19 protein-coding genes are annotated in these 18,610 nt (G+C 35.5%); 4 read left to right on the plus strand and 15 right to left on the minus strand.

The window, feature by feature from the left end; all coding sequences use genetic code 11:
• Positions 1–100: 100 nt before the first annotated feature.
• The 3 genes from deoC to udp are packed head-to-tail and all read right to left on the minus strand — an operon-like array spanning position 101 to position 2,804.
• Positions 101–772 (minus strand): deoxyribose-phosphate aldolase, encoded by a 672-nt coding sequence (gene deoC / locus HMPREF2818_RS03065; RefSeq protein WP_000453154.1) that lies wholly within the window; start codon positions 770–772, stop codon positions 101–103.
• A gap of 29 nt (positions 773–801) precedes the next feature.
• Complete coding sequence (locus HMPREF2818_RS03070; protein ID WP_001159687.1) at positions 802–2,004, minus strand: NupC/NupG family nucleoside CNT transporter; 1,203 nt, start codon at positions 2,002–2,004, stop codon at positions 802–804.
• A 20-nt stretch (positions 2,005–2,024) separates the two neighbouring features.
• Entirely contained in the window at positions 2,025–2,804 is a 780-nt protein-coding gene (gene udp, locus HMPREF2818_RS03075; RefSeq protein ID WP_001182060.1) for a uridine phosphorylase, read from the minus strand.
• A gap of 157 nt (positions 2,805–2,961) precedes the next feature.
• Between udp and HMPREF2818_RS03080 the strand changes: the two genes are divergently transcribed.
• Positions 2,962–3,699, plus strand: a complete 738-nt coding sequence (locus HMPREF2818_RS03080) for a GntR family transcriptional regulator (RefSeq protein WP_001125581.1) — start codon at positions 2,962–2,964, stop codon at positions 3,697–3,699.
• 12 nt (positions 3,700–3,711) lie between these two features.
• A complete protein-coding gene (locus HMPREF2818_RS03085; RefSeq protein WP_001181229.1) occupies positions 3,712–4,008 on the plus strand; it encodes a hypothetical protein in 297 nt (98 codons plus the stop codon).
• A 99-nt stretch (positions 4,009–4,107) separates the two neighbouring features.
• Here HMPREF2818_RS03085 and groL read toward each other — a convergent pair whose 3' ends face one another.
• The 6 genes from groL to HMPREF2818_RS03115 all read right to left on the minus strand — a co-directional run bounded on the left by groL (position 4,108) and on the right by HMPREF2818_RS03115 (position 10,229).
• Complete coding sequence (gene groL / locus HMPREF2818_RS03090) at positions 4,108–5,730, minus strand: chaperonin GroEL (RefSeq protein ID WP_001029978.1); 1,623 nt, start codon at positions 5,728–5,730, stop codon at positions 4,108–4,110.
• 95 nt (positions 5,731–5,825) lie between these two features.
• Positions 5,826–6,110 carry a co-chaperone GroES gene (gene groES, locus HMPREF2818_RS03095; protein ID WP_000917302.1) on the minus strand — a complete coding sequence of 95 codons (285 nt, stop codon included), beginning with the start codon at positions 6,108–6,110 and terminating at the stop codon, positions 5,826–5,828.
• 174 nt (positions 6,111–6,284) lie between these two features.
• Positions 6,285–7,088, minus strand: a complete 804-nt coding sequence (locus tag HMPREF2818_RS03100) for an ABC transporter ATP-binding protein (protein WP_000054430.1) — start codon at positions 7,086–7,088, stop codon at positions 6,285–6,287.
• Positions 7,089–7,092: 4 nt separating this feature from the next.
• Positions 7,093–7,989 (minus strand): ABC transporter permease, encoded by an 897-nt coding sequence (locus HMPREF2818_RS10285; RefSeq protein WP_000884162.1) that lies wholly within the window; start codon positions 7,987–7,989, stop codon positions 7,093–7,095.
• A 15-nt stretch (positions 7,990–8,004) separates the two neighbouring features.
• A complete protein-coding gene (locus tag HMPREF2818_RS10290) occupies positions 8,005–8,967 on the minus strand; it encodes an ABC transporter substrate-binding protein (RefSeq protein ID WP_000724426.1) in 963 nt (320 codons plus the stop codon).
• Positions 8,968–9,431: 464 nt separating this feature from the next.
• Entirely contained in the window at positions 9,432–10,229 is a 798-nt protein-coding gene (locus HMPREF2818_RS03115; protein ID WP_000251908.1) for a Cof-type HAD-IIB family hydrolase, read from the minus strand.
• Between the two features lie 185 nt (positions 10,230–10,414).
• Here HMPREF2818_RS03115 and HMPREF2818_RS03120 point away from each other — a divergent pair, with 185 nt between their 5' ends.
• Together HMPREF2818_RS03120 and yaaA are read left to right on the plus strand one after the other, a co-directional pair.
• Positions 10,415–11,275 carry a VOC family protein gene (locus HMPREF2818_RS03120; protein WP_000121548.1) on the plus strand — a complete coding sequence of 287 codons (861 nt, stop codon included), beginning with the start codon at positions 10,415–10,417 and terminating at the stop codon, positions 11,273–11,275.
• A gap of 42 nt (positions 11,276–11,317) precedes the next feature.
• Complete coding sequence (gene yaaA / locus HMPREF2818_RS03125) at positions 11,318–12,049, plus strand: peroxide stress protein YaaA (RefSeq protein WP_000590613.1); 732 nt, start codon at positions 11,318–11,320, stop codon at positions 12,047–12,049.
• Between the two features lie 358 nt (positions 12,050–12,407).
• Here the strand turns inward: yaaA and nrdG are convergent, their stop codons facing one another.
• From nrdG to HMPREF2818_RS03155, 6 genes are all read right to left on the minus strand, one after another.
• A complete protein-coding gene (gene nrdG, locus HMPREF2818_RS03130; RefSeq protein ID WP_001287943.1) occupies positions 12,408–13,025 on the minus strand; it encodes an anaerobic ribonucleoside-triphosphate reductase activating protein in 618 nt (205 codons plus the stop codon).
• A gap of 72 nt (positions 13,026–13,097) precedes the next feature.
• Positions 13,098–13,589, minus strand: coding sequence for a GNAT family N-acetyltransferase (locus HMPREF2818_RS03135; protein ID WP_000776874.1), 492 nt, complete (start codon positions 13,587–13,589; stop codon positions 13,098–13,100).
• An 8-nt stretch (positions 13,590–13,597) separates the two neighbouring features.
• On the minus strand, positions 13,598–14,530 hold the full coding sequence (locus HMPREF2818_RS03140; protein WP_000939688.1) for a Gfo/Idh/MocA family protein: 933 nt from the start codon (positions 14,528–14,530) through the stop codon (positions 13,598–13,600).
• 12 nt (positions 14,531–14,542) lie between these two features.
• Positions 14,543–14,686, minus strand: a complete 144-nt coding sequence (locus HMPREF2818_RS03145) for a hypothetical protein (RefSeq protein WP_000521645.1) — start codon at positions 14,684–14,686, stop codon at positions 14,543–14,545.
• A gap of 74 nt (positions 14,687–14,760) precedes the next feature.
• Positions 14,761–16,959 (minus strand): anaerobic ribonucleoside-triphosphate reductase, encoded by a 2,199-nt coding sequence (gene nrdD / locus HMPREF2818_RS03150; protein ID WP_000989500.1) that lies wholly within the window; start codon positions 16,957–16,959, stop codon positions 14,761–14,763.
• 98 nt (positions 16,960–17,057) lie between these two features.
• Positions 17,058–18,599, minus strand: a complete 1,542-nt coding sequence (locus HMPREF2818_RS03155; RefSeq protein WP_000230040.1) for a membrane protein — start codon at positions 18,597–18,599, stop codon at positions 17,058–17,060.
• Between the last annotated feature and the right edge of the window lie 11 nt (positions 18,600–18,610).

Consider the following 18,610-nt stretch of genomic DNA (forward strand, 5'->3'; position numbering starts at 1 on the left):
AGACAACTAAGTGAATGCGATCAAATTGTGACATAACTTCTCCTTTATCAATTGAAAATAGGAAGTCAGACCAGCATCCTTCCTATTTCCTTTATATTATTTAATAAGTGCCTTCTTCAACTTTTTGGTTCTTAACAATCTTGATGATACGGCTAGTACCCAAGCGTGAAGCTCCTAAAGCAATAAATTTTTCAGCATCTTCCAATGATGAGATTCCACCTGCTGCCTTAATTTTAACACCTTCGCCGACATATTTTGCCATCACTTCAACATCTTCAAATGTAGCACCTGCTGTCGAAAAACCAGTAGAGGTTTTAATAAAGTCTGCACCTGAACGTGTGACAACCCCACAAAGTTCGATAAGTTCTTCTTTAGTTAATTGACATGTCTCAACGATAACTTTTAAGATATGGTCTTGACATGCAGCCTTGATTTGACGAATTTCTTCTTCAACAGTATCAAAATCCCCATTTTTAACATCTGTCAAATTAATGACCATGTCAATTTCATCAGCACCATTTTTAATAGCATCTTGACATTCAAAAACCTTCGCTGCAGTTGTACTATAGCCATTTGGGAACCCAATAACAGTACAAATAGCTAATTTACCTGAAACGTACTCTGCTGCTTTTTTGACGTAAGAGGCTGGAATACATGCTGAAGCTGTTTCATAAGCCATTGCATCATCTAAAATTGTTTGGATTTCTGGCCATGTTGCTGTTGTTGCTAGCAAAGTATGGTCTACCGTTTTTAAAATATCTTTTACTTCCACGTTACTATCCTTCTTTCTTTTGTCAACTTTTAGAATAGAGTTACAATACCGACGATAAAGGCGCTAAGCATACTTACAGCAATACCACCAATCATTGCACGGAAAACAAGTCGAGCTAGGGTGCCACGTTTCTCTGGACAAAGAACAGCAATACCTGAAACACAAATACCTAAACTTGATAAATTAGCAAAACCACAAAGTGAAATAGTTGCTACCAATGCTGTACGATAATCTAAAGATTTGATTAGGTCACCCAATTGTTGGAACGAAACAAACTCATTTAAAATCAACTTACTTCCAAGAAGGTTTCCTTCTAGAAGAATGTTTTTGTGGTCAAATCCCATAAGAAAACCAAATGGAGCAAAAACATATGAGAAGATTTGTTCTAAGCGGATTCCCAATCCACTTAACATCATATTAATCAAAGAAACTAAACCAACAAAGGCAATCAAACTAGCACCAATTGAGAAAGCCATTTGTGCACCTGTGCTTGCACCCTCAGCGATTGCATCAATCACATTGGCGTTATTACCTTTATTATCCATCTTAATGTCATCAATTTTTTGAACAGGTTCTGTTTGAGGCAATAAGATTTTAGCAATGAGAATACTGCCAATAGGAACCATTGTTGAAGCAATCAAGAGATATTCCATTGGAATGCCTAATGCAATGTAGCCACCAAGAATAGAAACTGACATACTTCCCATACCTGATACCAACACAACCATTATCTCACTATCAGTCATACGACCTAGGTATTTGCTAACCAAAATTGGACTGTCTGTTTGACCAAGAAACATATTAGCTACGGCAACAAAACTCTCAACCTCTGAGGATTTCATAATTTTACCAACGCCCTTACCTATCCATTTTACTACAAATCCAAGGATTCCTACATAATAAAGTAGACTAACTAGGGCAGATAAGAAAACAATATTGCCAAGCGTTTGAATGGCGAAAATAAAACCAGTTTTTGCTCCACTATCTGCTAATGAACCAAACACAAAATTTAATCCAGCTTGACCACAGTTGATTACTTTAGTAACTCCAGTTGAAACAACACTAACAACTTGTTGACCTAGTGGGATACGTACTAAGATTAGCGCAATAATGAATTGAACGATAAGAGCTTTTCCAATTAAACTTAGAGAAACACTCTTACGATTGAAAGAAATTGCATACACAATTCCTAATACCAATAAAATACCAATAATACTATAAATAAATTGCATGATGACTTCCAAAACCTCGCTTATTGTGATTTATCATTTTCAATAAGTGTGCGGAGTGCTTCAACAGCAACTTGAATAGCTGCTTCTGTGTCATGAGCCATTGGGTTATCCATACCCAAAGCGTTGCGTTCTTGATTACCAACAACAAGGAAATCTGATCCACAACGAACTCCTAGATGACTTGCTGCTACAAAAAGAGCTGCAGATTCCATTTCAGACGCTTTTGTTCCCAGACGTTTCCATGCTTCCCATTTATTTAATAATTCATAACTAACTGGCATACGTTCTGGCTCATGTTGTCCATAAAATGCATCTTTACATTGAACTACTCCTGCGTGACTTGTGTAACCAAGCTTTTTAGCTGCATTAACTAGAGCATTCGTTACCTCCAAGTCAGCTACAGCAGGAAATTCAATCGGAGCATATTCTTTACTTGTACCTTCCATACGGATAGCTCCAGTTGCAATAACGATGTCTCCGCCTTTAACATCAAGGTCAATACCACCACATGTTCCAACACGGATAAAGGTATCAGCGCCACAGAGTTTCAATTCTTCCATCGCAATAGACGCTGATGGACCACCAATACCAGTTGAAGTAACACTGACTTTTTCACCGTTTAATGTACCTGTATAAGTAACATATTCACGGCTGTCTGCTACAAGAACTGCATTATCAAAATGTTCTGCAATTTTTGCACAACGTTTTGGATCACCTGGCATGATAACATAACGACCTACATCACCTGGACGAATCTGTAGGTGATATTGCAATCCGACTTCACCTGAATAATTCTGCATGATAAAGACCTCCTTAATGTCTTGTCTATTTTTTTACACTTGTATAATAACATACAAGACAACCTTTGTAAACGCTTTTATCGAAAGAAAACGTTTTATTTTTTAACTTGATTTTTCTAATTTTTTCAATTAAACTAACTTGTATACGGAGGTTACAATGCCTAAAAATGAACTAAATAATAAACTAAATAAACTAAAGCATGTACAAGTCTACAATAAGATTTTTAACATGATTCAAGACGGTACTTATTCTCCTGGAATGCAATTACCTTCTGAACCCGAATTAGCAGGGCAACTTAATGTTAGTCGAGCTACTTTACGAAAGTCATTAGCACTATTACAAGAAGACCATTTGGTTAAAAATATCAGAGGAAAAGGTAATTTCATTAGAGAAAATTCTAGCAACTTGTCTGAAAACGGTTACGAAAATAGACAACACCCTATTAAAACTTGTCTAACTTCCAAAATTACAGAAGTAGAATTAGAATTTCGTGTAGAGGTTCCTGCAGAAGCTATCACAGCTTCACTTAAACAAGAAACCCCTGTAGTTGTTATTGCTGATCGTTGGTACCACACCGATGATGGACCATTAGCTTACACACTTTCTTTTATCCCTATCGAACTTATTTCAGATGCTGAGATTTCTTTACATGATACTAAACAGTTGTTAAACTTCATTGAAGAAGGTATCTATCAAGAAGGCATATCAAGCCACTCACAAAGCCATTTGGGATATGCGACATCTGGCAATTTTTCAGCAACTAAATATACCCTATCCGATCATGGACAATTCATATTAATACAAGAAACAATTTTTAAGCAAGAGAAAATACTAATGTGTAATAAGCATTACGTTCCCATTGAGCACTTTGAATTGTCCATTACCTCTCATTAAGGAGGCAAGCCTATGCAAAATAGACTATTAAAAGTTGCTTTTTTCATAACTTTTACCGAATTAATTATGGGCCTAATAGTTGGCGCTTATTTTAAGTTAAGTTATTTTCTAGCCCCTCCAAAGGAACCGTCAATGGGTGCTGGGTACGGAATGCTCTTTTCTCTGTTATTTATACTTATTAGTTACTTAATTCTATTAGCTATAATTCAATTCTTAGCTTATCAATCTCAATCTAAGATAATAGCAATCATTGTTTTGCTACTTTTTTCCTCCCACTACTGGCAAATATTAGATGGCCTATCCTTATGATCTTCTTACCGCAAGTGGTAGTGACTATCATATCTCTATTATCACAACATAAAACTCCCCTTTGTTAAAGGGGAGTTTTATGTTGTGATAAGTTAGTGATTAGAAGCCACCCATCATAGATGGATCCATTGCAGGAGCTGTAGGAGCTTCTGGTTCAGGTTTATTTGCTACTACTGCTTCTGTAGTCAAGATAAGACTTGCTACAGATGCCGCATTTTGAAGTGCAGAACGTGTTACTTTGACAGGGTCAATGATACCTGTGGTAACCATATCTACCCATTCTCCATTGGCCGCATTAAATCCTGTACCAATTTCAGACTGTTTTAAACGTTCAATAATAACTGAACCTTCATATCCAGCATTGTAAGCAATTTGACGAACAGGCTCTTCGAGAGCACGAAGAACAATATTACGTCCAGTCTCCTCATCACCATTAAGTTTCAGTGCCGCTACTTTTTCAATAACGTTCACAAGAGCCGTACCTCCACCTGAAACAATACCTTCTTCAACTGCAGCACGCGTTGCATTTAACGCATCTTCGATGCGAAGTTTCATCTCTTTTAATTCTGTTTCAGTCGCTGCACCAACTTTAATTACTGCTACACCACCGGCTAACTTAGCAAGTCGTTCTTGTAATTTTTCACGATCAAAATCAGAAGTTGTAGCCTCCATCTGTGACTTAATGATAGCTACGCGATTAGCAATTGCTGATGAGTCACCGGCACCTTCGACAATAACAGTAGAATCTTTATCTACTGTTACTTTAGCAGACTGTCCTAAAACTTGCATAGTAGCATCTTTTAAGTCTAAACCAAGGTCTTCAGTAACGACAGTTCCTCCTGTTAGGATAGCAATATCTTCCAGCATGGCTTTACGACGATCACCAAATCCAGGCGCTTTAACAGCTACGACATTGAAAGTTCCACGAATTTTGTTAAGAACAAGCGTTGGGAGAGCTTCTCCATCAACATCATCAGCGATGATTAGCAACGGACGATTTGTTTTAAGAACCTCTTCTAATAATGGTAAAATTTCTTGGATATTTGAAATTTTCTTATCTGTAATAAGGATATACGGATTCTCAAGTTCAGAGACCATTTTCTCGTTATCAGTTACCATATACTGTGACAAGTACCCACGGTCAAACTGCATTCCTTCCACAACTTCAAGCTCTGTTTCCATACCTCGCGATTCTTCAATAGTGATAACACCATCATTACCCACGCGCTCCATAGCTTCAGAAATGTATTCCCCAACTTTTTCAGAACGTGAAGACACAGCCGCAACTTGAGCAATAGCTTCTTTGCCTGAAACTGGTTGTGCAATCTCTTTTAGCTCTTCAACTGCTGCTGAAACAGCTGTTTCAATACCACGACGAATGCCAATCGGATTTGCCCCTGCAGTTACATTTTTAAGACCTTCCCGTACAATAGCTTGGGTCAAAACAGTAGCAGTTGTAGTGCCATCCCCTGCAATATCATTAGTTTTTGAAGCCACTTCTGACACAAGTTTAGCTCCCATATTTTCAAAGTGATCTTCTAGCTCAATTTCTTTAGCAATTGTCACACCATCATTTGTAATTAAAGGAGAACCAAATGCTTTTTCAAGAACAACATTACGGCCTTTAGGACCTAATGTTACTTTGACTGTATCAGCTAAAATATCAACACCACGCACCATTGCTGAGCGGGCATCTGCTGAAAATTTAATATCTTTTGCCATAATTTAATACCCAGGCCTAAAATTTAACAAAGTCTACTTTCTTTACAAAGCAACTTTTCTCTAATAGGCCTATATCCTTTCTTGCTTAATAAAACCTATTTAACGACAGCAACAATGTCACTTTCGCGAACAACTGTCACTTTTTCGTTACCGTCTTTAACTTCCAGACCAGCACCATTTTCGACTAAAACAGTATCACCCTCTGCAACGCTCGGTGCAACTAATTCCCCTGTTAAGGTACGAATACCGTCACCCACAGCAAGAACTTTGGCTGTCTTTGTCGCATCATGGCTTGCTCCTGCAAGAACAAAACCACCGACAGATTTCTCTTCAGTTTCAACAAACGAAATGATCACACGATCACCTAATGGTTTTAACATAATAAACGAACCTCCATACGAGATATATTTTGATTTTTTAGCACTCCTATACAGAGAGTGCTAACTACAAAAACTATTCTATCACTTGGTCAGAATTAGTCAAGAGAAAAGGCACGTTTCAAACAAGAAAAATTTCCCTAGTTATCCTGTCCATTCACTAGAGAAATTTATATTTTAACCTAAGACAAGGGCATCATCTATCAACTGTTGACCTGAGTTTTTATGGAAAAGTTCCATTAATTCTGCAACTGTTAAGTTTCTCTTTGCTTCTCCTTTAACATCAACAACAATTTTCCCGTGGTAGAGCATCACGAGACGATTACCATAAGCAATGGCATGCTCCATATTGTGCGTAATCATTAAGGCTGTCAATCGTTGTTCTTCTATCACTTTCTGTGTTAATTCCATAACCATATCGCTAGTTTTGGGATCTAGAGCCGCTGTATGTTCATCCAGTAATAATAATTTGGGACGAACAAGAGTTGCCATAGCTAACGTGAGGGCTTGACGCTGACCGCCAGATAAAAATGCAGCATCAGTCTTCATTCGATTTTCTAAGCCTAGACCTAATTGTGATAGAGACTTTTTAAATAGTTGACGGTCATCGTCAGTCACTGACTGTCTAAAAATGTGACGCTTATTGCCTCTTTTATGTGCAATTGCCATATTTTCTTCAATCGTCAAATTTGTTGCAGTTCCCATTCTAGGATCCTGGAAGACTCGACTAATATCCTTAGATCGTTTTTCTACAGAGTCTTTAGTAATTGATTGGTTGTCTAATGTGATTGCCCCCTGATCAATAGGGATCAGACCAGCGATACAGTTAAGGAGGGTTGATTTTCCCGCACCGTTACCTCCAATTACTGAAATAAAATCACCGTCTTCAATCGTTAAATCTAAACCACGTAAAACATGGTTCTCATTGACAGTTCCTTTTTCAAAAGTTTTGTGCAGATTGACTAATTCAAGTAATGACATGTTCTTATCCTTCCTTTGTAAGTGATTTAGAGGTTTTTACTCCTAGTTTAGCTCGTAATTCTGGGACATACAAAATGAGAGCCAACAAAATTGCTGAAACCAACTTTATCATCTGTGCATCAATATCGGTTGTTAATATGAAAACAATAATCATACGGTATAAAACAGACCCTAATACAATTGACCATAACCTTTTGCCAAGAGGTAAGTATTTTATCATTACTTCTGCCAAGATAATTGAAGCTAATCCAATAACGATTGTACCCACTCCCATATTCAAATCTGCATAGCCATTATTTTGCGCTAAAAGTGCACCAGATAAAGCAATCAGGCCATTCCCAATCATATATCCTAGCATTTTCATCCGATCTACTTTAATACTATTGGCTTGTCCCATAGCCTCATTATCACCTGTCGCTCTTAAAGCTAATCCTAGTTGGGTATTTAAAAAGAGATACAAAATTAAGATAACCAAGCCTACACAAACAATTCCAATTAATAAAACTGCTGAAAGTTTATTTAAACCTAATCTTGTTACCATTGTAACCAAAGTATTTTTGAGAGCAAAAGAGACGTTTGATCTTCCTAAAACAAGTAAATTAATAGAGTAAAGTCCTGTCAACGTAATAATACCTGTGAGGAGGGCTGGTATTTTCATTTTAGTATGAAGAAAACCCGATACTAGTCCTGCCAACATACCACCTAACATGCCCGCTATGGTTGCCACAATTGGATTAATATCATTAACGATACATAAAGCGCAAACTGCAGCCCCCATAGGGAAAGCACCCTCTGCAGAGAGATCGGCTATGTCTAAGATACGAAAAGTGATAAACACGCCAATTGCCATAATTGACCAAAGTAATCCTTGCGAAATTCCGGATAAGATAATATCTAACATACAATACCTTTCTGATTATTTATTATTTTTAATACTTGAAACATCAATTCCAAGCTCTTTTGCCATATCTTCATTAACTACTACTTTTAGATTTTGAGGATATTCTGAAGGAACTTTAGCGACGTCTTTACCTTTGAGGATTTTAACAGCTTGTCTTGCCGTTTGACGACCTAAAGCCTCATAATCAGCCCCATAAGAAAAGAGCAAACCACTTGGTACCATATCTGCTGAACCTCCCACAACAGGCACTTTTAATTCTTTCGATAGATTCCCTAACAGCGTTACTGAGCTGGCTATAATATTATCTGTTGGTACAAAAATAACCTCTGTTTTAGACATTAAACTCTTAGCAGTATCTTGTACATCATTAGTGGAAGAAATACCTTTAACACTTGTTTTAATCCCCGCCTCTTGGAAGATTTTTTTTGCTTGTTTTACCTGAACTTCTGAGTTACGCTCGCTAGTGGTATACATAATACCAACACGTTTAACCTTAGGCATTACTTTTCTCAAAAGGGATACTTGCTTTTTAATTGGAGACATGTCACTTGTACCAGTCGCTAAACCTTCAGGTTTTTTCATTGATTTTACTAATTCGGCTGATACCGGATCTGTCACTGCTGTAAATAAAATAGGTGTTTCTGTTGACACCGTTGTCAACGATTGAGCCGCCGGAGTCGCAATTCCCAATACTAATTTATTATCTTTAATGAGTTTTTCAGAAATTGATTGGATATTTGACTGATCCCCTTGAGCATTCTTATACTCAATTTTGATATTTTTGCCATCTTTATAGCCTTCTTTAGCTAATTCTTTTATAAATCCTTTCCTAGTGGCAGTTAGAGAGGGATGTTCTACATATTGTAAAATACCAATATGTTTTACATCAGATTGACCATTTTGAGAAGATTGTGAACAAGCTGTCATCAGAACAGTTGCTAAAACGCTGCTAATTACCATCTTTGTTATTTTTTTCATTACTATCTCCTTGTAATACCATCAAATTTTCCATAAAACAAAAAACCAACTAGACCCTACATCTAGTTGGTTAATTATTTCTCTCAATTCCTCTGTGCACGGGAGGGCGAAAAAATATTGCCTTAACCAACTAGATTATTGAAATGATCTAATCGGCTCTGCTTTCATCATAAAATGCTTTAGCTTCATAGATACAAACTTTGCGTGACGTTTGTATCCTTGAGGCTACAAACGTCTATCTAAAGAAACTAAAGTAATAATAAGTATTTGTTTGTTTAATAATAGACGATTTGATTAACATATTATTCTCTCCTTGTTTATGGTTGCCTATAAGTTTACGTCATTTAAAAATAATTGTCAATAGTTAAATTTGATTTTTTTGAAAATTCTTGTTAGATAGATAATTTAAATAATAGTCATTCGTTGATATAACACGCTTTTAAGGAAATTTAGATTTGCTATCCTTAATTTTCCATATACTCTACTAAAGCATAATAAATACCATCGTTATCATTATCCTGAGTTACATTTCCAATTCTCTCTTGTAAATCTTTAGGAGCATTCCCCATGACAAAACCTTTACCCACAATTTCAAGCAGATTTAAATCATTATAGTTATCACCAAACGCAATAGAGTCTGCAAGAGAAATATCTAAATAGTCTGCTAAAGTTTTAGCAGATTTTCCTTTTTCAATACCTGGAGCCATTATTTCAATAAAGTAAGGAGCAGATTGTGCGATTGATAAATGTGGATATTGAGCTTTCAAAGTGTTCTCCAATTCTCCCATCAGAGATGGTTCTCCCATCAAGAGAAGTTTATGAATCCTATCTTGCTTCTCTAACTCCATCAAACTCATCTCTTTAGATTGTAAACCAACAATCTCCTCCTCTTTTTGGACCCACTCATTTTCTTTATCACAGGAATACCATTCATGATAACGATAGACATTCCATGCAATTTTCGAATAATGCTTGCTTACATAAGAACAAACTTGTAAGGCAACTTGACCATCCATTGTGTGGGAAGCAATTGTTTTTTGTTGCATATCTTGTATTAAAGCCCCATTATAGGAAATAATATAAGAATCTATTCCAATTTGTTCCATAATCGGAGTAATTGCCTCAGGCATCCTAGCTGATATGGGAACGAAAGTAGCCCCTTGAGCTACTATTTGTTTAATTCCCTGCCGTGTCTTAGGTGTTACTTTAAAATTACTGTTAATTAAAGTACCATCAATATCACTAAATATTAGCCTTACCATATTATCCTCCAAAATATAATTGTACACGCTTACTTTAGTCTAACACTTAAATTTTTGTTTCGCAAATAAACTTCGTCTGGTCTAATGAGACTACTAATATAAGCTATATTTCAAAACAAATTAGTTTATTTCTCTCAATGAACGGTGTAATATGTTACTATATAGTAATAATAGGAGGATTAACTATGTCGTATCCATACAAAGCCAATCATTCCATTGAATCAATCACCTTAAAAGTAAATGACCTCGAAAACCTCGTAAACTTCTATAGCGATATCATTGGGTTAACTGTTATTGACAAATCAAGCACTAGAGCCTTACTAGGGGTAAATCAAAAAATCCCTCTTATTATCCTTGAAAAAACTGAACTTGAAAAGCATAGTACCTATGGCCTTTATCACACTGCTATTTTAGTACCAGATGAATACCATCTCAGTCTAGCTCTAAATCATTTATTATCTCAGCATATCCCTCTAGAGGGTGGAGCTGACCATGGCTATAGCAATGCTATCTATCTAAGTGATCCTGAAGGTAATGGAATTGAAATTTATAATGATAAGGATATCTCTATGTGGGATATCAGAGAGAGTGGACAAATTATTGGTATTACTGAAAGACTAGATATTGACAATTTACTTGACAGCCTTGTCAACGTTCCTAATAATTATAAGCTTTCTGAAAAAACTAGTATTGGTCATATTCATTTGAGTGTTAAAGATGCTAAGATTAGCTCAAAACTCTATCAAAATGTTTTTGGCCTTGATGAGAAATTTGCAATCCCGACAGCTAGTTGGATTGCATCCGGCAACTACCATCATCATCTAGCCTTTAATAATTGGGCTGGTCCAAATCTTTCTAAAAACCAAGAAGATAGACCCGGAATTTCCTTATTGACAATTGCTTACAATGATGACAACCTTTTTAGAGATAGCTTAAAAAAAGCGCAACTTTACCAACTGACTTTCCTTGAAAAACAAGATCATTATTATATTATTGAAGATTTTGATGGCATCCGAATTAAAGTTGTTCTAAAACCAGAGAATTAACCATCACTTGACTTTTGCCTCTTCATTTTACATAATGTCAATATGATAAAAATTTTGATCCCAACTGCAAAAGAAATGAAAGTGTGTCAAAACATTGCATGGCCTAAACTGAGTGCTCAAACGAAAATTATAATTGATTATTTTTCTACTTTAACTGTTTCAGACTTAGAGGATATCTACAGAATTAATACAAGTGCAGCTCGTTGTGAGGCTCAAAGATGGCAAGATTTTAAAGCTAAACAACTTACTCTGAATCCTGCTATTAAGTTATTCAACAGTCTTATGTACCGCAATATCAAAAGGCACAACTTATCCACAAGTGAAGCACAATTTATGGAAAATTCTGTTTTTATTACTAGTGCTCTTTATGGCATCATTCCTGCTATGACACTAATATCCCCTCATCGTTTAGATTTTAACACTAAAATCAAAATCAACAATAACTCTCTTAAAGTTTTTTGGCGTGAAAATTACGATACTTTTATGCAGTCAGATGACATTATGGTTTCTTTGCTTTCTAATGAATTTGAAACTGTCTTTTCTCCTAAAGAGCGTCAAAAACTAATACATCTTAACTTTATTGAAGATCGAGATGGCCAATTAAAAACCCACTCTACCATATCAAAAAAAGCAAGAGGAAAGTGTTTAACTGCTATGATGGAAAATAATTGCCAAACTCTAGAACACTTAAAGCAATTACGCTTTGATGGCTTCTGTTATGATAATGAACTCTCAGACTCTAAGCAATTAACTTTTGTTAAAAAACAGACTTAAGTAACTATTTATCCACAATTTATTCACACAAAAAGCAAGAGATACGATTATCTCTTGCTTTTTGTGACAAACTTGTAAGGTCTAAAAACCTCTCTATATCAAGGTTTCAAACAATATTAACAAAAAATAATTGTTATTAACAACTTGTGGATAACTATGGGGATAGACAGAGGATAATCTGTTTATATAAAGTTGATTACTTAACACTAATGTCATTGTATATACCTTTAGATTTCAAAAATACTTGTTAAATTAACAATAATAAACGTCAACATCTTGTCACAGACTGTCAAATACTTATAAACAAGTTGTGGATAAACATAACTTTTAATTTTTATTTAAAAGTTAATTTTTGACACTAGAGTAAATCATCTCGTTTGACTTGTTCATAACTATTGTCACCATCGTTTAATCCTTCCCAAATCACGACTTCACCTTCTTTTAAAGATTTTTGTACATCAATGATTCTTTGATTTGAAGATCCTCTAAATTGTAGCATTAAATTTCGCTTACTTTGATCAAACCTACCATCCACTAAAATATCAATCAAAGATAACATCTCCAATTTATCTTGAGTCTCCAGCATCATTTCTTCCCAAGTATACCCCGTCCATGACCAAATATCTTTTTCTGGCAATTCACGTCGGATACGCTGAAGAAGTGGCAACAAAATACCTGTATTTAAGAACGGCTCTCCACCTAATAACGTTAAACCTTGGACGTAAGGTTGTTCTAAATCTGTCATAATTTGATCTTCAAGCTCTTTTGTATAAGGGATTCCGGCTCGAAAGGACCATGTAGCAGTATTATAACACCCTTTACAGTGGAACATACATCCAGCTACGTAGAGTGAGTTTCTAACACCTTCACCATCTACAAAATTAAAAGCTTTATAATCAATGATATGGCCATGACTTAATTCTTCGCTTTTCCACTCCCCAGGCTTTGGAGTATTCCAACTTGCTTCTTCTGACATTTCTAACCTCTCTATTGATATGAAAAGAACCAGAACTAACTGGTCTTTTTATTATTATCTTAAAGTACTATTTTAGGTTATCCAATAACGCTCTGTCTGATGAAGACAATCTTCTAAAACACCACCGTTAGCTAATATTACTGACTTGCTGGCATCATTGTCTACATGGCATGTCACAAGTATTTCATTAATATTTTTTAGATGTGCTTGCTCAATTCCTAGCTTCAACTGTTCTTTAGCATAACCTTTGCCACGCTGGCGAGGTCGTATGGAATAACCAATATGTCCACCTTTTTCTAAAAGAGTATCATTTAGTCTTAAACGTAAATTTAAGAAACCTATAGCATTATTGTCATTGTCAAAAGACACAAACTGAATATATGGAACAAAATTATCAGGAACGCCTACCCCTAACTCCATATTTAGGTTATGATCTAGCCAGTCTTCAAAATGCATAGTTGGTTCATAAAAACCACCGTCCACTGAACTACTTTCTTTTTGAAACTCTTTATACATGGCTAAAATTTCTTCTTTATCTTCTAACACTGGGCGCCGTAATTTCATATTGTTTCCTATTCCATTATCTTCAAGTTAAGCATTCCAAAAGGAGCATTCGCTTTATTAATCTGGTCACAAATAAAATGACTCAATAAACTAGACTTTGGTGATATAGGATTGACACCTGTAGTGATAGCTTGAATAAAAGCATCAATCATTGGTTCAAAACCACGTTTCTCTAGAGTGCTTGCCCAAGAACCAAAACCGATAGCACGACGGTCAAAGCCATCAATAACAGAAAGATTTGACAAATCATCTAATGAATAGGTTACTTCTGGCGACTCTATTTCAATTATTTCTCGACGAGACCCCGACTGCAGGTTCATGCTTGCTTCTATTATCTCACTGTCTGTTTCTAGCGTTACTGATACTTGTAATATCTTATTCCCATCACGTTTAGTCACAAAGTATCCTCTTTTAACAACATTATTTGTCAAAAATAGCGCCGTATCTAAAGGATGGATAAACATATCAAAAAGCTTATATTGAAAATCCGCTGGTGCATTGACAGCATTTTTAAAGGTGCGAATATGGTTTTTATCTTCTACTTTTTTCATTTCCATAATACGTGGTGCAAAGCGACGATTAAAACCTGCCATTAAAAATGTTTTATGATCCTTCGCCAAATCATACAATGCTTTAGTTGAAGTATAATCTTCTGTCAAAGGCTTATCCATAAAAACTGGAATACCCTTTTTTAAAAAAAGCTTTGCTATATCAAAGTGAGCACTAGTCGCGACATGAATGAAGACTCCATCCAAAGGATGCTCGGCTAGACTATCTAAACTGTCATAAGCTGTAGAAGAACCAAAAAGCATATTAACTTCTTCTAAAATCTGTTTTTGGCGTGTAAAAAGATGCCAGTGCACACCTGTCACTTGACGCATATAAGGTAGATAAGCTTTCTGTGAAATACCTCCTAAACCGACAATTCCAAGTTGCAACATAGCATCCTCCTTCTATTTTTTCTTTGCCTTTTCCAAAAATTGTTTCCTTAAATCTTTTAGACGTGATTTTTGATTAGCATTCTCTCCAGTAGAGTGCTTCTCATGGAACTTCTGTACTTGTGCTTGCCCTTTGTAATCTAATTGGTATTTCCCCATATCTTAATAACTCCTTCTATTTTATCTTCTTATTTTAACATATAATAGACCAGAGGTTTTAATAGAGGTTTTAATTAATTACCTTGATTTTTAATACTTGATCCGTTCATATGTTTTACACGAGCAGAGATTTCCTTATGACGACCATTAACCATCGGACGAGCCTGTGGATTACCTAAATAACCACATGTACGTTTGACAACATCTACTGTCTTAGGGTCGCTGTTACCACAATTTGGACAAGTAAAACCTCGATCTGTCGGTGTAAAATCCCCTTCAAATTGACATTGGTAACACTTATCAATCGGTGTATTAGTACCTAGATAACCTACCCGATCATAAGCATAGTCCCAAACTGCTTCTAAAGCTTTTGGATTCTGTTGCAAAACAGGGTATTCACAGTAGTGAATAAATCCTCCTGATGCACCCGTTTCAGGATAGATTTTCTCAAAATCTAGTTTTTCAAAAGGTGTTGGATTCTTACGCACATCATAATGGAATGAATTAGTGTAGTATTCCTTATCAGTAATATCAGTTACTATACCAAATTTTTCAGTATCTAAACGACAAAACCGGTCAGTCAAGCTCTCCGATGGTGTCGAATAAACTGAAAAATGATAATCATACTCATCAGACCAATCTGCACATAACTGCTTCATCTTACGAACGATGTCTACAGTAAATGCTTTAGCTTGATGGTTATCTTCCCAGTCACCACCATAAAAAACACTCGCCACCTCATATAAACCAATATAACCAAGAGACACCGTTGCACGGCGGTGATTAAAGAGTCGATCAACATTGTCATATTTTCCTAAACGTTCTCCAAATGCTCCATACTGGTAAAGAATGGGCGCATTTGCTGGGATAGCCTCTTTGACACGTTCCACACGATAAACCAAGGCATCTCTAGCAATACTCATACGTTCATTAAATATCTCCCAGAATTTATCCATATCACCGTTAGACTCCATGGCAACACGCGGTAGATTAACTGTTACAACTCCAAGATTCATACGACCAGATGTTACATCCTGACCATTTGCATCTCGCCACCCTTGTAGGAAAGAACGACAGCCCATAGGGGCTTTAAAAGAGCCCGTTAAGTCAATAATTTTATCATAAGAAAGGACATCTGGATACATCCGTTTTGTCGCACACTCTAATGCTAATTGTTTAATATCATAATTGGGGCTATCTTCTTCTAAATTAAGACCTTTTTTAAGCGTAAAAATTAATTTTGGAAAAATAGCAGTACGATGCTCGCTTCCTAAACCTTGAATCCGAATTTTCAAAATCGCTTTTTGAATTTCTCGTTCAAACCAATTAGTTCCTAATCCAAAACCAAGCGAAGTAAATGGCGTTTGCCCATTTGAAGTAAATAAAGTATTAATTTCATACTCCAAAGATTGCATGGCATCATATATATCTTTTTGTGTTTTAGCGCGCGCATAGTCTTCTTGTTTATCTTCAATAACCCATTCTTTTGCATCTTTTAAATGTTTTTGATAATTTAACTGTGCATAAGGAGCTAAAAACTCATCAATGCGATCTGCTGTACAGCCACCATATTGACTTGAAGCAACGTTCGCAATAATCTGTGAAATCTGAGCAGTCGCTGTCTGAATAGATTTTGGACTCTCAACTTCTGCATTACCAATCTTAAAACCATTTGCAAGCATTCCCTTAAAATCGATTAAACAGCAATTTGTCATGGGAGTGTATGGGCTGTAATCTAAATCATGATAATGGATATCACCCTTTTGATGTGCATTTGCTACATGAGAAGGTAACATTTTCAGACCAATTGATTTCCCTACAATACCTGCTGTTAAATCACGTTGGGTATTAAACACATCAGAGTCTTTATTAGCATTCTCATTAACAACAGTTTGATCCTTATTAATTAATTTTCCAATAGAAAAATTGATATCTGTAGCCTGTGAACGCTCAAAATCGCGTTGGGTACGATAATTGATATATTCTTGTGCAATAGCGTACTCATTAGCTTCCAATAATTTATGTTCAACGATATTTTGTATTTCATATATCTTGATGTTATCTTTAAAACGATTGTAGATCTCAGCGATGACATGATCTGCAATCATCTCAAGTTTAGCCTCAACTAAAGGAGACATTTTGATAACTTTATTACTAGCTTTTAATAGAGCCGTGTAGATTTTATACTTATCAAAGCTGACCAAACGCCCGTCACGTTTAATCACTTTGATATCAGATTCTGTCATAAATCGTTCTCTTTCCAATACCATCATGTGAAATATCCTCCAGTGACAATTATAGCATGCAAAGAAAAAAAATCAATATATTGTGTCAAGTTTTTTGCTCAGACACAATATATTGATTTTTTAATCTATTTGAAACGATATAGAACAAAATGAGTGATATTTGATAGAGGAACTTCTTGGTAGTGCTTCTTAATATCAGATTTCAGTTCATTTGGTAACTTCTCATTTTTATTTAAGATAAAGTATTTAGCCCCATGCTGAAGCAGCTCGTCCTTCAAAATTTTCTCATTATTTTTTTGCGCTGTATTAATATGTGGCAAAACAAATTGAGAAGCAGATTTTAACCGAGTCTGGCTATAAATGCTAGCAACTTTGTCCCAAACATAAATCTTACCATCTCTATCAATTTTTGTAGTCAAATAATGTGAAATGTCACGCCTTTCTTTACTAAGAGTAACATTTTGATAAGTATTATAAACTAGTAACCCTATCGATAAGGAAACTAGTAAGAGGGGCAAATAATATGTTTTCTTTACAAAAAGGTCTACGATAAGAGATTTACCAGAGAAATACTGACGTCTATGTGAACGTCTGTCAATCACTTTTTGGTAAAGAATAGTAATTTTATTACTCGTTAGCAAAAGACCAAATGGTAAAGCAGGTAAAAAGTGGTAAAGGTTAAAATCTCTTGAAAAAATGGCCATTATAGCGTAAATAATAAAAATACAGGCAATAAAGTTCAAGCCGATTTGATAAGATGCTTTTTTACGATTTTGAATAAAATCCCATAGTCCAAAGAGACAACCTGACCCTAGAAGGACAACAATTTGAATTGCTAAACTAAGAAGGAATGAGTGGTTTGTCCTAGCGAAATACGTAAAGGGGTAAAAAATAGCTTTGTCAATATAAGAAGAGATAATCTGTAGATTAAACATAAAGTAACCAACAGTATAAGCAATTAAAATCATACCAAAAACAACGCATAAAAACTGATAAAATCCTCGTAGTGACTGCTTTTGCTTAATATTGGTTGCTGTTAAGAGAACAAAAGAGCAAAGCCAAAAAATCAGTGTTTGGGGATCTATAAATAGTGAGAATGCTGCTAAAATGCCATAAAATATAAATGCTTCATCAACGATATTATCGACACAAAATTTAATTAAAAACCATAGCGAAATGAGCATAAAAGGTAATGCCCACTGTATTGGGTACATACCACCGAATCCTAAGACAATATTCATTATATAGAAAATCAACGTCATGCCTATCGAGACAATTTCACTTTGTGCCACATAATAAACTAATTTATAAAAATAAATTCCAGATACATAGTAAGCAATAAACTGTACAATAAGTAACCAGATACTAGACCCTAAAAGGTAACTTAGAGCAATCGTTACATAGTATAAAAATCCTCCTGTAGCAAAAACATCACTATAAGGGATCTGTCCTTTGGTCATCATCAAACCTGTATAGAGATTCTGAGTCTGCAAACCATTTGCAAAATAAGTCAATAAAGGATTTGCAATTGCTAAGAGAGTTGACAAAACACTATATAGTAAAATTGAAAATCGACTAGATTTCTTCATTCTGATAGCCGTTCGTTTACTCATTGATGGGCTATTTTTATAGCTCACTCCAATTGGTTTTTCTAGGTTTTCTACCACTATTTTTCTCC

The organism is Streptococcus sp. HMSC076H09, from assembly GCF_001811765.1.
Lineage (GTDB): Bacteria > Bacillota > Bacilli > Lactobacillales > Streptococcaceae > Streptococcus > Streptococcus agalactiae.

What these genes read in the sequence shown, in the direction of transcription:
- HMPREF2818_RS03070 (WP_001159687.1), bottom strand. Translation starts at nt 2,004, where the DNA reads ATGCAATTTATTTATAGTATTATTGGTATTTTATTGGTATTAGGAATT.
- udp (WP_001182060.1), bottom strand. Translation starts at nt 2,804, where the DNA reads ATGCAGAATTATTCAGGTGAAGTCGGATTGCAATATCACCTACAGATT.
- HMPREF2818_RS03080 (WP_001125581.1), top strand. Translation starts at nt 2,962, where the DNA reads ATGCCTAAAAATGAACTAAATAATAAACTAAATAAACTAAAGCATGTA.
- HMPREF2818_RS03085 (WP_001181229.1), top strand. Translation starts at nt 3,712, where the DNA reads ATGCAAAATAGACTATTAAAAGTTGCTTTTTTCATAACTTTTACCGAA.
- groL (WP_001029978.1), bottom strand. Translation starts at nt 5,730, where the DNA reads ATGGCAAAAGATATTAAATTTTCAGCAGATGCCCGCTCAGCAATGGTG.
- groES (WP_000917302.1), bottom strand. Translation starts at nt 6,110, where the DNA reads ATGTTAAAACCATTAGGTGATCGTGTGATCATTTCGTTTGTTGAAACT.
- HMPREF2818_RS03100 (WP_000054430.1), bottom strand. Translation starts at nt 7,088, where the DNA reads ATGTCATTACTTGAATTAGTCAATCTGCACAAAACTTTTGAAAAAGGA.
- HMPREF2818_RS10285 (WP_000884162.1), bottom strand. Translation starts at nt 7,989, where the DNA reads ATGTTAGATATTATCTTATCCGGAATTTCGCAAGGATTACTTTGGTCA.
- HMPREF2818_RS10290 (WP_000724426.1), bottom strand. Translation starts at nt 8,967, where the DNA reads ATGAAAAAAATAACAAAGATGGTAATTAGCAGCGTTTTAGCAACTGTT.
- HMPREF2818_RS03115 (WP_000251908.1), bottom strand. Translation starts at nt 10,229, where the DNA reads ATGGTAAGGCTAATATTTAGTGATATTGATGGTACTTTAATTAACAGT.
- HMPREF2818_RS03120 (WP_000121548.1), top strand. Translation starts at nt 10,415, where the DNA reads ATGTCGTATCCATACAAAGCCAATCATTCCATTGAATCAATCACCTTA.
- yaaA (WP_000590613.1), top strand. Translation starts at nt 11,318, where the DNA reads ATGATAAAAATTTTGATCCCAACTGCAAAAGAAATGAAAGTGTGTCAA.
- nrdG (WP_001287943.1), bottom strand. Translation starts at nt 13,025, where the DNA reads ATGTCAGAAGAAGCAAGTTGGAATACTCCAAAGCCTGGGGAGTGGAAA.
- HMPREF2818_RS03135 (WP_000776874.1), bottom strand. Translation starts at nt 13,589, where the DNA reads ATGAAATTACGGCGCCCAGTGTTAGAAGATAAAGAAGAAATTTTAGCC.
- HMPREF2818_RS03140 (WP_000939688.1), bottom strand. Translation starts at nt 14,530, where the DNA reads ATGTTGCAACTTGGAATTGTCGGTTTAGGAGGTATTTCACAGAAAGCT.
- HMPREF2818_RS03145 (WP_000521645.1), bottom strand. Translation starts at nt 14,686, where the DNA reads ATGGGGAAATACCAATTAGATTACAAAGGGCAAGCACAAGTACAGAAG.
- nrdD (WP_000989500.1), bottom strand. Translation starts at nt 16,959, where the DNA reads ATGATGGTATTGGAAAGAGAACGATTTATGACAGAATCTGATATCAAA.